Genomic DNA, 14,583 nt, shown 5'->3' on the forward strand with positions numbered 1-14,583 from the left:
TCACCCCCAACCTGAGCTGGAGTTCACTGGGGCCGGCATCCGAAGACAGACCAAACGGCCGTGCCCTCAGACACCCAACAACGTGCCCGACACACTCCCCGCTTCCCTCAACGTTCCACGCTCCGAAGAGCAGTACTAGAAGGAGAAGACGATCAAGTGTGCCGAATAATCAACGTTCCACCCATGAGCAACCAGCATCAGACATTCGCTGATGTACTGGCCTCTGAACCAGTCCCGAAGGACAGGCTTAGAAGTGCTCCTTAGAAAGGAGGTGATCCAGCCGCACCTTCCGGTACGGCTACCTTGTTACGACTTCGTCCCAATCGCCAGTCCCACCTTCGACAGCTCCCTCCCACAAGGGGTTGGGCCACCGGCTTCGGGTGTTACCGACTTTCGTGACGTGACGGGCGGTGTGTACAAGGCCCGGGAACGTATTCACCGCAGCAATGCTGATCTGCGATTACTAGCAACTCCGACTTCATGGGGTCGAGTTGCAGACCCCAATCCGAACTGAGACAGGCTTTTTGAGATTCGCTCCACCTCACGGTATCGCAGCTCATTGTACCTGCCATTGTAGCACGTGTGCAGCCCAAGACATAAGGGGCATGATGACTTGACGTCGTCCCCACCTTCCTCCGAGTTGACCCCGGCGGTCTCCTGTGAGTCCCCGTCACCCCGAAGGGCACGCTGGCAACACAGGACAAGGGTTGCGCTCGTTGCGGGACTTAACCCAACATCTCACGACACGAGCTGACGACAGCCATGCACCACCTGTACACCGACCACAAGGGGGCGACCATCTCTGGCCGTTTCCGGTGTATGTCAAGCCTTGGTAAGGTTCTTCGCGTTGCGTCGAATTAAGCCACATGCTCCGCTGCTTGTGCGGGCCCCCGTCAATTCCTTTGAGTTTTAGCCTTGCGGCCGTACTCCCCAGGCGGGGAACTTAATGCGTTAGCTGCGGCACCGACGACGTGGAATGTCGCCAACACCTAGTTCCCACCGTTTACGGCGTGGACTACCAGGGTATCTAATCCTGTTCGCTCCCCACGCTTTCGCTCCTCAGCGTCAGTAATGGCCCAGAGATCCGCCTTCGCCACCGGTGTTCCTCCTGATATCTGCGCATTTCACCGCTACACCAGGAATTCCGATCTCCCCTACCACACTCTAGCCTGCCCGTATCGAATGCAGACCCGGGGTTAAGCCCCGGGCTTTCACACCCGACGTGACAAGCCGCCTACGAGCTCTTTACGCCCAATAATTCCGGACAACGCTTGCGCCCTACGTATTACCGCGGCTGCTGGCACGTAGTTAGCCGGCGCTTCTTCTGCAGGTACCGTCACTTGCGCTTCTTCCCTGCTGAAAGAGGTTTACAACCCGAAGGCCGTCATCCCTCACGCGGCGTCGCTGCATCAGGCTTGCGCCCATTGTGCAATATTCCCCACTGCTGCCTCCCGTAGGAGTCTGGGCCGTGTCTCAGTCCCAGTGTGGCCGGTCGCCCTCTCAGGCCGGCTACCCGTCGTCGCCTTGGTGAGCCGTTACCTCACCAACAAGCTGATAGGCCGCGGGCTCATCCTTCACCGCCGGAGCTTTCAACCACCCAAGATGCCTTGGGCAGTGGTATCCGGTATTAGACCCCGTTTCCAGGGCTTGTCCCAGAGTGAAGGGCAGATTGCCCACGTGTTACTCACCCGTTCGCCACTAATCCCCACCGAAGTGGTTCATCGTTCGACTTGCATGTGTTAAGCACGCCGCCAGCGTTCGTCCTGAGCCAGGATCAAACTCTCCGTGAATGTTTACCCGTAATCGGGTGCACACATCACGAGAGCGGAGCGACCGCCGGAATAAGGCGATCGCTCACAGCGTCCTCGCTGTGTTTTTTCAAAGGAACCTCGCCCTCCCACAAGTGAGAGAGACGGGGTATCAACATATCTGGCGTTGATTTTTGGCACGCTGTTGAGTTCTCAAGGAACGGACGCTTCCTTTGTACTCACCCTCTCGGGCTTTCCTCCGGGCTTTTCCCTTCGGTCTTGCGTTTCCGACTCTATCAGACCGTTTCCGGTTCCGATTTCCTCGGTGCTTTCCAGGTTCCCGCTTCCGCGTTTCCCTTTCCGGCGATTCCGACTCTATCAGATCCTTTCGGGCCTGATCCCCGGTCAGCGGGGCTTGCCTTCCCGGCTGTTGGGCCGTTCCGACGTCTCAAACCTTAGCGGACTCTCGCTGTGGTCCCAAATCGAGGAGCCACACCCAAATCGAATTGAATTCGGGCACGCCGAATTCACCCCGGCTGGGAGATCGTTCTGATGGTTTGAGTGGCCGCTTTCGCGGCGGGAGGTGCTGCCGCAGAACCGTTACGGCCCCGTGGCAACCCGAAGAACTCTACGTATCGCCGAGGGGGCTGTCAAGCACCCTCTGTCAAGATCTTTTCAGTCGAGGTCGCTGAGCCGCCCGCCGGCGTCGGGCTGGGCGTGCTCCACCCTACGCAGCAGCCTGGTGAGGACGTCCCCGAAGGTGTTGCGCTCCTCGGCGGAGAGGTCCTGGAGCAGGTCCTCCTCGAAGACCGTGGCGAGGCGCATCGCTTCCAGCCACTTCTCGCGGCCCTCGGCAGTCAGCTCCACGATCACGCGGACGCGGTTGGACTCGTCCCGCTCCCGGGTCACCAGTCCCTCGGTGAGCATGCGGTCGATCCGGTGGGTCATCGCGGCCGGAGTGAGGCCGAGCCGCTTGGCGAGATCGCTGGGACCCATCCGATAGGGGGCGCCGGAGAGCACGAGGGCCTTGAGGACCTCCCACTCGGCGTTGCTGATGCCGAGGGCGGCGGTCTGACGGCCGTACGCGACGTTCATACGGCGGTTGAGGCGTGAGAGCGCCGAGACGATCTGCTCGACCTGGGGGTCGAGGTCCTGGAACTCGCGCTGGTAGGCGGCGATCTGCTCTTCGAGCGTCGGCTCGGGGACGCCAGGGGGCTCGGCCATGTGGGCAGTATCGCACGCCCCTCCTTTGCCTTGAAGTCCTTCACTATGTACTCTTTAGCTTCGAACTTTAACTCTGAAGTCTTCACTCCTAACTAGTGAGAGAGGTGAACGTGACCAGGGCGATGGGCGCAGCGATGCGCCGGATCCACGTGGGCAACGCACTCAGCGCGTTCGGGCTCGGTTTCACCGTCCCGTATCTGTACGTCTATGTGGCGCAGGTGCGTGGGCTGGGAGCCATGACGGCGGGGCTGGTCCTCGCCGTCTTCGCCGTGGCGGCACTCGTCGTGCTGCCGTTCGCCGGGCGGGCCATCGTCCGGCGCGGCCCGCTGCCGGTGTTGCTCGCCGCTCTGGTCACGGCCGCGATCGGTTCGCTGAGCCTCGGGATCGCGGGCAACGCCCCGGCCGTGTTGCTGTCGGCGGCCCTGCTCGGGGCCGGGCAGGCCGTGATGCAGCCGGCGCTGGCGACGATGATCGTGGACTGCTCCACGGCCGAGACCCGCTCGCGTGCCTTCGCCACACAGTTCTTCCTTCAGAACCTCGGGCTCGGCGTCGGCGGTCTCATCGGCGGGCATCTCGTCGACACGTCCAGCACGGCCTCCTTCACTCTGCTGTTCGCGATCGAGGCGGCGATCTTCCTGCTGCTGGTGGTCGTGATGACGACCCTGCGGCTGCCGCACTCGCCGCGGATCGAGGACGCGCCGGGCCGGTCCGCCAAGGGCAGCTGGAAGCAGCTGTTCGGCAACCGGGCCATGGTGCAGCTGTGCGTGCTGGGCTTCGTGCTGTTCTTCGCCTGCTACGGACAGTTCGAGTCGGGCCTGAGCGCGTACGGCGTCGAGGCCGCCGGCATCTCCACCTCCGCGCTGGGGACGGCCCTGGCCGCGAACACCGCGATGATCGTGGTCGCGCAGTTCGCCGTGCTGCGGTTCGTGGAGCGGCGGAAGCGGTCCCGGGTGATCGCGGCGGTCGGCCTCATCTGGGCGGTCGCGTGGCTCACCGCGGGTTACGCGGGCCTCGGACACGGCAGCCAGGAATTGGCCACGGCCGCGTTCGTGTCGACGTACGCCCTGTTCGGTCTGGGTGAGGCGATGCTGTCCCCGACCGTCGCCCCACTGGTCGCCGATCTGGCGCCGGAGGGCATGGCGGGCCAGTACAACTCGGCCTTCGCCCTGGTCAAGCAGCTCGCCCTGGCGGTGGGCCCGGCGGTGGGCGGCCCGCTGGGAGCCTCGCTGCACGCGCCGTACATCGTGACGTTCCTGCTGTTCTCGCTGGGCATCACGTACCTGGCGATACGCCTGGGCAGGCAGCTCACCCCGGTACAGAACCAGCCGTCGCTGCGGAAGAGCCGCGTGGTGGCGCAGGGTGGGGCGCAGTCCGAGTCGATTGCCGCCTGACTGTCACCGACCCAGGGGCGCGGGGCAGCGTCCATGTGCGGCTCCGCCGCGGGGCGCGACCAACCACGGACAACCCGCACCGGGCATCGATCCGGCACCCCTACGGCGTGGCCCCCTTCGGCAGCACGAACTCGCACCAGACCGCCTTCCCGCCCCCGGGCGTCCGCCGCGACCCCCAGTTCGACGCGATGGTCGCCACGATCGCGATCCCACGTCCGGATTCGTCGCCCGGTTCGGCCCTCCGACGCCGGGGCAGGTGGTCGTCCCCGTCCGTCACCTCGACGATGAGCCGGCGGTCGGTACGGCGGAGCCGGAGCCGCATGGGCGGGGTGCCGTGCTGGAGGGAGTTCGCCACGAGTTCGCTCACCGCGAGCACGCCCAGGTCGTGCAGCTCCACCGGGAACCGCCAACTGGTGAGCACGCCGGAGGCGAACGCACGCGCGCGTGGGGCCGCCTCGACCCCGCCGAGGAGTTCGAGGCCGGCGTTGCGGAACAGCTCTCCCTCGGGGCCCGTGTGGGCCGGGTGCTGGAGGACCATGACGGCGACGTCGTCGTCGTGTTCCGCGGTGACGCCGGCCGAGCGGACCAGGCGGTCGCAGATGACCTGCGGGGTGCCGGTCGCGCCGGCCAGGGCGCGTTCGAGGGCCGCGATGCCCTCGTCGAGGTCCTCGTTACGGCGTTCGACCAGGCCGTCGGTGTACAGCACGGCCGTGGAGCCGGGGCCGAGCGGGATCGAGCCGGACGCGTGCATCCAGCCGCCGGTGCCCAGGGGCGGGCCGGTGGGCTCGTCGGCGCGCAGGACGGTGCCGCTCTCGTCGCGGACCAGGATCGGCAGGTGGCCGGCCGAGGCGTAGACCAGCTTTCCCTCGTTCGGGTCGTGGATGGCGTACACGCAGGTGGCGATCTGGTTGGCGTCGATCTCCGTGGCGAGGCCGTCGAGGAGCTGGAGCACCTCGTGCGGGGGCAGGTCGAGACGGGCGTACGCCCGCACGGCCGTGCGCAGTTGGCCCATGACCGCTGCCGCGCGGACCCCGCGGCCCATGACGTCGCCGATGACGAGGGCGGTGCGGCCGCCGCCGAGGGTGATGACGTCGTACCAGTCGCCGCCGACCGCGGCCTCGGTGCCGCCGGGGTGGTAGGTGGCGGCGATGCGGAGGTCGTCCGGCTGTTCGAGTTCCTGGGGGAGCAGGCTGCGCTGGAGGGTGACGGCGGTTTCGCGCTGGCGGCGCTCGCTGGCTCTGAGGCGCTCGGCGGCCTCGGCGTGGTCGGTGACGTCAGTGGCGAAGACGAGTACGCCGCCGTCGCCTTCGGTGACCGGGGTGCAGGTGAAGGTGTAGGAGCGGCCGTCGGGGGCCTTGCGGGACTTGACCGTGCGGGGCTTGCCGCTGCGCAGGACCTGGTCGAGGAGCGGGAGGAGGCCGATCTCGTCGAGCTCCGGGAGGGCTTCGCGGGCCGGTGCGCCCGGCGTGCGCAGTCCGAAGGCGACCACGTAGGCGTCGTTGACGTAGGCGAGGCGGTGGTCGGGGCCGTGGACGAGGGCGACGAGGGCGGGGACGCGGTCGAGGACCTCACGGACGGGGAGTTCATCGACGCCGGGGACCGGCACGGTGAGTTGTTCGACGCGGGCCGCGGGGACCGCGCCCTCGCTCAGCCGGTCCTCGGTGACCAGGTCGTCGGTCCGCGCTGCGGCGCGGCGCTGCGTTCCGGGGAGGCGGGCGCTCCAGCGCGTGAAGTTCACGAATCCTTGCCTCGTGTCGTCGTCTTCGGCGTCTTCGGGCCGGTTCCGGGCCCGGCCGGTGGGCTGGGGACGGCAGCCCGGGGGTGCAGCACGGTGGGAAGACCTCTTGGGTTCGAGGGGCGGGCGGCTGCCCGTCCGAGGACGGGCATCAGTGTGGCAGGGGGCCGACCGGGTCGACATTCGTCAGACGCCGGGGCGGTCCGTGGAGTTCCTCGGTCCGGTCAGGACGACCCCTTCGGGTCGTTCACAGGGTCATGAGGAGGCTTTCCACCGGCCGCGAGTTCGAACTCCGCCCGGGGATGTTCGAGTGAACCGAGAGAGACGATCTCCCGCTTGAAGAGCCCTGACAGGGTCCATTCGGCGAGGACACGGGCCTTGCGGTTGAAGGTGGGCACCCTGCTGAGGTGGTAGACGCGGTGCATGAACCAGGCAGGGTAGCCCTTCAGTTTGCGTCCGTAGACCTGCGCGACGCCCTTGTGGAGGCCCAGGGAGGCCACTGAACCGACGTACGCGTGCGCGTACGTCTCCAGCGGCTCGCCGCGCAGGGCGTGCACGATGTTGTCGCCGAGGACCTTGGCCTGGCGGACGGCGTGCTGGGCGTTGGGGGCGGTCTCCTTGCCGGGCTCGTCGGCGGTGACGTCGGGGACGGCGGCCGCGTCTCCGGCCGCCCACGCGTGCGTGACGCCCTCCACGGTCAGCTGGGGGGTGCACTTCAGGCGGCCTCGCTCGTTGAGCGGGAGGTCGGTGGCGGCGAGGAGCGGGCTGGGCTTGACGCCGGCCGTCCACACGACCGTACGCGTGGGGAAGCGGTTGCCGTCGCTGAGGACGGCGACGCGGTCCACGCAGGACTCCAGGCGGGTGTTGAGCCGTACGTCGATGTTGCGGCGGCGCAGTTCGCTGACCGTGTAGCGGCCCATCTCCTCGCCGACCTCGGGGAGGATGCGGCCGGTGGCCTCGACGAGGATCCACTTCATGTCCTCGGGACGGACGTTGTGGTAGTAGCGCGCGGTGTAGCGGGCCATGTCCTCCAGTTCGCCGAGCGCCTCCACGCCCGCGTAGCCGCCGCCGACGAAGACGAAGGTGAGGGCCGCGTCGCGGATCGCGGGGTCGCGGGTGGAGGAGGCGATGTCCATCTGTTCGATCACGTGGTTGCGCAGGCCGATGGCCTCCTCGACCGTCTTGAACCCGATGCCGTGGTCGGCGAGTCCGGGGATCGGCAGGGTGCGCGCGATCGACCCGGGGGCGAGGACGAGTTCGTCGTACGGCAGCTGCTCGCCGCCGGTGCGCTCCTCCTCGGTGGCGAGGGTGGTCACGGAGGCGGTGCGCTTGGCGTGGTCGATCGCGGTGACCTCGCCGACGAGGACCCGGCAGCGGTCGAGGACACGGCGCAGCGGTACGACGACATGGCGCGGGGAGATCGATCCGGCCGCCGCTTCGGGGAGGAACGGCTGATAGGTCATGTACGGGTCGGGCGTGACGATGGTGATCTCGACTTCGGCCCGGTCGAGTTCCCGTTTCAGCTTCCGTTGCAGCCGCAGGGCCGTGTACATCCCGACGTAGCCACCGCCGACAACCAGAATGCGCGCACGTTCCTTCACCATCCCATGACGCACCCGCCGCTTGAGTTTGTCCACAGCCTCGACAATTTGTGTGACCGGAGTTCATCCGCGCGCCGGGTTGGCCGAATCCGCGGAGCGTGGGGAAGGTGCGCAGGTCAGTGGGTGTGCGCCGGGTGGTCGTAGGGGGTGCAATCGGCGCTTTTGCCACCCGTACTCCGATCGGGGGGCGCTCCGTGCGGAACCTGCCCCTTCTGAATTGACCCCCACTCAACTATGTTCGTGTGTCGACGGGGTGTAGGGGGATGCGCTCCGGGTCCGCGACGGGCGGACTCGCGAAACGGGCTTGTTCCGCACGCTCCGGCTTTCGATGGCGGGGAGAGTCTCCGGGGGGAGACGTCATTACCGGGGGAACATTTATGCACATTCAGGACTCTCATTGGTCTACCGCGTCCGCCATCGCACCCGGTGGCGGGGCGATGGGCGGCGCGATGGGCTCGGCGATGAGCGCGGCGGGCAACGGACGCGAGGGATCGCGTTCGACCCCGCTGCGCGTGGACGCACAGCGCAATCTGGAGCACGTACTGCGCGCGGCGCGCGAGGTCTTCGGCGAGCTGGGCTACGGCGCGCCGATGGAGGACGTGGCGCGGCGCGCCCGGGTGGGTGTCGGCACCGTGTACCGGCGCTTCCCGAGCAAGGACGTCCTGGTCCGGCGGATAGCCGAGGAGGAGACCTCCCGGCTGACCGACCAGGCAAGGGCTGCCCTCGGCCAGGAGGACGAGCCGTGGTCGGCGCTGTCGCGCTTCCTGCGCACGTCGGTCGCCTCGGGCGCCGGGCGGCTGCTGCCTCCGCAGGTGCTGCGGGTCGGGGTCGCGGACGAGGGCGACGGCTACGACGGGGCGCGGGTGCCGCAGCAGCGGACCACCCCGGGCTCCGGCGAGCTGCGGCTGGTCCCGGAGGAGAGCCCGCTGGTCTCCGGCGACGACGACGCCGGGGCGGCGGCGCTGCTGGAGGTCGTGGGCCGGCTCGTGGACCGCGCGCGGGCGGCGGGTGAGCTGCGGACCGACGTGTCGGTGTCGGACGTCCTGCTGGTGATCGCCACGGCGGCGCCCTCGCTGCCGGACGCGGCGCAGCAGGCGGCGGCCTCGGCGCGGCTGCTGGACATCCTGCTGGAAGGTCTGCGGTCGCGGCCGGCGTGACCCGTCAAGGTGACGACGGGGTGCGGTCGGTTCGCCGGCCGCACTCCGGAACATTCCCGGCCATTTCCGGCGTGCTGCTCAACTCCCGCCGGTTCCGCGACAGTTGAGCATTCCCCGAACGAGTGAGAGTTAGTACTGCACCGCCGGAAAACCCCACGGACGAGTGGTTGCGGCGCACTGCGCCCTACTGACTAAAAGTCGATATGGCACGCTGACCCGGTGTTCGGGACTGGTTGGGCCGGCGGCGGGGGCATTCCGCGATGAGCGTTGACGGGCGGAACGAGCCGCTGGGCGAGGGCGACGGGAACGCCGGTGGCACGCCACAGGTGCCGGGCCAGGGCGGCCGGGCGGGCATCCCGCGGGGCGGTATCCCGGCCCAGGGCGGCGAGCCCGTCGAGGGCAGCGTGCCGGCCCAGCGCGACCGGCGCGAGGACGGCAGCGTCCTGCCGCCGCCCCCGGAGCTGCCGCCGTCCGACGCCGACCTGATCGAACGGATGCGCTCCGGCGACGACACGGCCTACGAGGCGCTCTACCGGCGCCACGCGGACGCGGTCCGCCGCTATGCCCGCACCTGCTGCCGCGACGGCCACACCGCCGACGACCTCACCGCCGAGGTCTTCGCCCGCATGCTCCAGGCCGTGCGCCGCGGCCACGGCCCCGAGCACGCCGTGCGCGCGTATCTGCTCACCAGCGTCCGGCGCGTCGCCGCGGGCTGGACCAAGTCGGCCAAGCGCGAGCAGCTGGTCGACGACTTCGCGGTGTTCGCCGCCCAGGCCGCACGCTCGGCCGAGGTCTCCGACGACGACACTCTGGACCTCGGCGCCGACGTACGCGCGATGCACGAGGCCGAGCAGTCCATGGCCATGCAGGCCTTCCGGTCGCTGCCCGAGCGCTGGCAGGCCGTGCTGTGGCACACCGAGGTCGAGGACGAGTCCCCGAGCGAGGTCGCCACCCTCTTCGGGCTCGACGCCAACGGCACGCGCGTGCTGGCCAGCCGCGCCCGCGAGGGCCTCAAGCAGGCCTACCTCCAGGCCCACGTCAGCGCGACCCTCGCCACCGACGAGGAGTGCGCCCGCTACGCCGACCGGCTCGGCGCCTACGCCCGCGGAAGCCTGCGCACCCGGGCCGAACGCGGTCTGCGCAAGCACCTGGAGGAGTGCGCCAAGTGCCGGCTGGCCGCGGGCCAGATCAAGGAAGTCGCCGGCGGTATCCCCGCCGTCGTACCACTCGCGGTCATCGGCTGGTTCGGGGCCGCCGGGTACGCCAAGGCCATCGGGCTCATCGCGGGCGGTGCCGGGGCCGGAGCGGCCGGTGCCGCGGGCGCGGCCGCCGCGGCAGGCGGAGGCTCCTCGGGCGGGGCGGGCGCCGGTGGCGCCGCGGCCTCGGAGGGACTCGGCGCCCCGGTGAAGGCCGGCATCGCGGCCGGTGTGGTCGCGGTGGCCGCCGCCGCGGTGGCACTCGCGCTGATCGGCGACGACAGCCCGGCCAGGAAGCCGGACGCCAAGCCGCCCGCGTCCGCGCCGGTGGTCGAACCGGGCGAGCCGACCCCCGCGCCGAGCGTGCCCGAGCCGGATCCCCCGCTGGTCCCCGTCGGGGCCGCGGCCACCCGCACCCCGGCCCGCGCCACCTCACCCGCGCCGACCCCGAAGACCACGCCCACGCTCGCGCCCACCCCCGCCCCGAAGCCGACACCTACGCCCACACCGGCGCCGAAGCCCCCTCCCGCCCCGAGCCCGACCCCGACCCCGACGCCCACTCCCCCGCCGCCACCGGCCGTCTACCAGTGGAGCGAGCTGGCCTACGACGTCTCCGGCGACGGCAGCGCGCCCGAGATGCGGATCGGCGAGAGCAGCTGGGTGTGGCAGCGCTACGGCGTCTCGATCGACGACAGCCGCTACCGGCACGGCGTGACCGTGCACGGCCGGTCCTCCGTCACGATCGATCTCAACCGCGCGTGTTCGTCGTACGACGCGATGGTGGGCGTCGACGACATGACGCTGGGCCTCGGCAAGGTCTACTTCTCCGTCTACGCCGACGGGGTCCGGCTGTGGAAGTCCGGACTGGTCGCGGGCGGGGACGCGGCCGTGCCCGTCCATGTGAACCTCGCCGGGCGCGCGACCGTACGGCTGGTGGTCGAGCCGCACAGCCACCTCGACGACCTCATGCTCGCGGACTGGGCCGAGTCGAGGTTCAGCTGCTCCTAGCGCGCCGCGCCGTCAGCGCCTGGTCGAGTTCGGCCAGGACCTCGGACGGGGTGAGGTCCGCGCCCCGGGTGTGCTCCGCCGCGTAGCGCGCAGGTCCCAGGCCGGTGCGGGCGGCGGTCTCGGCACGCTCCGCCACCACGCGTTCGGGGTGCGGACGCGGATCGCCGCCGCGCCGGCGCTCGGCGGCGGCGAGCAGCCGGACCGCGCGCGGGAGGTCGCCGAGGTCGCAGAGCAGGGCCGCCCCGCCGTCCAGGAGCGCCGCGACCACCGCGTCGGCGCACCGCTTGTCGATCGCCTCGCGGACGGTGTCGGCCAGCAGCGGCAATCCGTGCTCCGGGCCCGACTCCTCGGCCGTCACCATCGCGTCGACCGCGTTCAGCATCACCGTGAACTGGGGCGGCGGCGCCACCTGGCCCAGCTCCGCGCGGACCTCGTCCACCAGTGCACGCGCGCGGGCGGGGTCGTTGTCGTCCAGGGCCATTTGGGCCCGCAGCAGCCGCACGAACGCCCGGGTCTCCGGGACGCCGTACCGGTCGCCGGCCTCGCTCGCCTCCTCCAGGGTGGTCAGCGCGGTCGTACGCTCGCCCGTGCGGTACGCGACCTCGGCGAGCCGGGCGATGAGGAACGGGGTCTCGGCGTACGCCCCCACCTCGTAGGCGAGCCGGAGCGCCGTCTCGTACGCCTCCTTGGCCGCCGCCGGACGGCCCCGGGCCATGGCCGCCTCGCCGGCCGCGCTGTTGACCTGGGCACGCAGCCAGCGGTCGCCCACACGGCGGCTGAGCGTGCGCAGCTCCTCCAGGTCGTCGTCCACGCCGGCCATGCCGCCCGGGGAGTCGACGATCATGTGTGTGCGGAACATCAGGGACACCGCCACGGACCAGTCGTCGCCGTGCGCCCGGCAGTTGGCCACGGCGGCGTCCATGAGGGGGCGGATGTCCGTGGAGTCCCCGAGCATGACGCCCACCAGGGGCCAGATCATGCCCGGCAGCCGGGCCGCGTCGGGGCCGCCCCGCTCGAAGTGGTCGCGTACGAGGGTGACGTAGTGGTGCAGGCGCGGGTCCAGGCGGCCGTCGATGGGCTCGGTCTCGGCCCTGAGGAAGAGGTGCAGCATGCGGAGATTCATCCGGACGGGGGCCTCCTCGCGCGGAGCGGCGAGAAAGGCGTCGACCGGATCCTCGATCCCCGCTTCCTCAGTCCCCGCCCCCTCCGGAGCCGTCCGCAGACCCAGCACCCGGGTCACCCAGGACATGCCCTCCCGGCGGTAGTTGCGCAGCCACCAGAACCAGCCCATGGCGAGGACCAGGGCCGAGGCCTCCGGCTCCTCGCCCGCCGTGATCGCCCGGTCCAGGGCGGCGCGGATGTTGTCGAGTTCGGTCTCCAGGCGGGCGATCCAGGGGAGCTGGTCGGCGGACCGCAGTCGGGGTTCGGCCTCCTCGACCAGCGCGCGCACCCACGCGCGGTGCCGGAGCTCGGCGGCGGCACGCAGCGCGGGGGACTCGGCGGCGCGCTCGACGGCGTACTCGTGGATGGTCTCGAGGAGGCGGTAGCGCATGCCGTGGGAGCCGTCCCGCTCCCACGGGACCGCCACGACCAGGGACTTGTCCACGAGCGCCCCGAGGAGCTCGGCGGCCGGCCCGCCGCACACCGCCTCCGCGGCCTCCAGATCCCAGCCGCCCGCGAAGACGGACACCTCACGCAGGAACGTCCGCTCCCGCTCGTCCAGCAGGTCCCAGGACCAGTCGACGACGGCCCGCAGGGTTTGCTGGCGGGGCAGGACGGTACGGCTGCCGGAGGTGAGCAGCCGGAAGCGGTCGTCGAGCCGGTCGGCGATCTGGCGTGGCGTCAGCATGCGCAGCCGGGCGGCGGCCAGCTCGATACCGAGCGGCAACCCGTCCAGCCGCCGGCAGATCTCGGCGACCGACACCTTGTCCGCGAGCACGCCGGCCGCGTCGGGACGGACGGCGGCGGCACGCTCGGCGAAGAGGCGGCTCGCCTGGTCGGGGAGGAGGGGCTCGACCGGCCGCACCGACTCCCCCGGCACGCCCAGGGGTTCGCGGCTGGTGGCGAGGACGGTGAGCCCGGGGCAGCGGGTGAGGAGGGTCTCCGCGAGGTGGGCCGCCGCCTCGATGACATGTTCGCAGTTGTCAAGGATCAGGAGCTGGCTGCGCGGGGCGCAGTACTCGAGGAGCAGGGCGAGCGGGTCGTCCTGCGGGGCCGTCAGCTCGGTGGTCATGAGCACGGTCTCGCGCAGACCGAGCGCGCTGACCACCGCGCCGGGCACCGCCTCCGGCCGGTCGAGCGGGGCGAGCTCGACCAGCCACGCCTGCGGGAGCCCGGCGGCGGCTTCCTCGGCGAGACGGGTCTTTCCGGATCCGCCCGGTCCGGTGAGGGTGACGAGGCGGGCCCTGTGCAATGCGGAACGGATGGCGTCGAGTTCGGGTTCCCGCCCCACGAAAGAGGTAAGCCGCGGACGGATGTTGCCGCCGGGCTCGGCAGGACGGCTGCGCGGGGCCGCCAGCAGCTCGCCGTGCAGGGCCCGCAGCTCCGGACCCGGGTCGGTTCCGAGCCCCTCGGCAAGCGTGCGGCGGGCGGTCTCGTAGGCGGCGAGGGCGTCGGCGCCCCGGCCGCTGTCGCGCAGGGCGCGGATGAGCAGGACGTACAGGGACTCGTCGTACGGGTGCGCCCCGCTCAGCTCCGTCAACTCCGGTACGACGTCCTGAGCCCGGCCGAGCAGCAGATCCGCCTCGATCCTGGCCCGGGTGGCCTCCATCCGCAGGGCCTCCGGCCGGGTCGCTGCGGTGCGGTCGGGAAGGTCGGCGAGGGCGGGACCGCGCCACAGGGCGAGGGCGGCGGTGAGCTTCTGTGCGGCGGTACGTGGATCACCGTGGGCCAGGGCGTCCGTGCCCTCCCGCACGAGCCGTTCACATACATGCAGGTCCACGTCATCGACACCGGCGGCCAGCCGATAACCCCCCGGCCCCGACTGGACCACATCCTTGCCGACGACCCGCCGAAGCCGCCCGACGAGGGCCTGCAGCGCGGCCGGAGCGTCCTGGGGCGGCGCCCCCGCCCACACCTCGTCGACCAGGCTCTCCGGACTCACGACCCGCCCGGCACGCAGAGCGAGCGCAGCGAGCAGCGCGCGAACGCGGGGGCCACCGAGGGGCACGACAGCACCGCCGTCGTCCGTGGCTTGGGTGACACCCAGAATCCTGTACCGCACGGGCCTATTGTCGCGGGGTTCGTGGTGGGGGCGGGCGCCTATGGGGGTGCCGGGTCCCGTTGTCCGGCGGCTGCGGGTGCGTCGTGGCTGGTCGCGCAGTTCCCCGCGCCCCCGCTGCGCTGGGCTTGGGCCGGGCGCCTATGGGGGTGCCGGGTTCGGTTGTCGGGCGGCTGCGGGTGCGTCGTGGCTGGTCGCGCAGTTCCCCGCGCCCCTAGGGGGTTGCAGTTGACCTGCGCCACGACGGGACCGTCAGCCGCCCACGCCCGCCCCACGAGCCGTCAGCCGCCCACGCCCGCCCCA

The 14,583-nt window shown here is 70.5% G+C and carries 7 protein-coding genes and 1 rRNA gene; 3 read left to right on the plus strand and 5 right to left on the minus strand.

Annotated features, from left to right (window positions below; genetic code table 11):
• Positions 1 to 264: 264 nt before the first annotated feature.
• Both AC2XR2_RS21450 and AC2XR2_RS21455 read right to left on the minus strand, forming a co-directional pair.
• Positions 265 to 1,790, minus strand: a 16S ribosomal RNA gene (locus AC2XR2_RS21450).
• 633 nt (positions 1,791 to 2,423) lie between these two features.
• On the minus strand, positions 2,424 to 2,972 hold the full coding sequence (locus tag AC2XR2_RS21455) for a MarR family winged helix-turn-helix transcriptional regulator (protein ID WP_330265937.1): 549 nt from the start codon (positions 2,970 to 2,972) through the stop codon (positions 2,424 to 2,426).
• 122 nt (positions 2,973 to 3,094) lie between these two features.
• On the opposite strand from AC2XR2_RS21455, the gene AC2XR2_RS21460 reads away from it, so the two are divergent.
• Positions 3,095 to 4,363 (plus strand): MFS transporter, encoded by a 1,269-nt coding sequence (locus tag AC2XR2_RS21460; protein WP_491518473.1) that lies wholly within the window; start codon positions 3,095 to 3,097, stop codon positions 4,361 to 4,363.
• Between the two features lie 100 nt (positions 4,364 to 4,463).
• Here the strand turns inward: AC2XR2_RS21460 and AC2XR2_RS21465 are convergent, their stop codons facing one another.
• Positions 4,464 to 6,101, minus strand: a complete 1,638-nt coding sequence (locus AC2XR2_RS21465) for an ATP-binding SpoIIE family protein phosphatase (protein ID WP_491516017.1) — start codon at positions 6,099 to 6,101, stop codon at positions 4,464 to 4,466.
• 221 nt (positions 6,102 to 6,322) lie between these two features.
• On the minus strand, positions 6,323 to 7,702 hold the full coding sequence (locus AC2XR2_RS21470; protein WP_449352618.1) for an NAD(P)/FAD-dependent oxidoreductase: 1,380 nt from the start codon (positions 7,700 to 7,702) through the stop codon (positions 6,323 to 6,325).
• A gap of 374 nt (positions 7,703 to 8,076) precedes the next feature.
• On the opposite strand from AC2XR2_RS21470, the gene AC2XR2_RS21475 reads away from it, so the two are divergent.
• Both AC2XR2_RS21475 and AC2XR2_RS21480 read left to right on the plus strand, forming a co-directional pair.
• The gene (locus AC2XR2_RS21475; RefSeq protein ID WP_491516018.1) at positions 8,077 to 8,856 is read left to right on the plus strand and encodes a TetR/AcrR family transcriptional regulator; all 780 of its coding nucleotides are present in this window, start codon (positions 8,077 to 8,079) and stop codon (positions 8,854 to 8,856) included.
• A gap of 260 nt (positions 8,857 to 9,116) precedes the next feature.
• Complete coding sequence (locus AC2XR2_RS21480) at positions 9,117 to 11,060, plus strand: sigma-70 family RNA polymerase sigma factor (protein WP_491516019.1); 1,944 nt, start codon at positions 9,117 to 9,119, stop codon at positions 11,058 to 11,060.
• On the opposite strand, the gene AC2XR2_RS21485 is transcribed toward AC2XR2_RS21480, so the two are convergent.
• Positions 11,047 to 14,283: an ATP-binding protein gene (locus AC2XR2_RS21485; RefSeq protein ID WP_491516020.1), complete on the minus strand. Its 3,237-nt coding sequence runs from the start codon at positions 14,281 to 14,283 to the stop codon at positions 11,047 to 11,049. The genes AC2XR2_RS21480 and AC2XR2_RS21485 overlap by 14 nt on opposite strands.
• Positions 14,284 to 14,583: the final 300 nt, after the last annotated feature.

The organism is Streptomyces sp. LS-MS-L19, assembly GCF_058382285.1.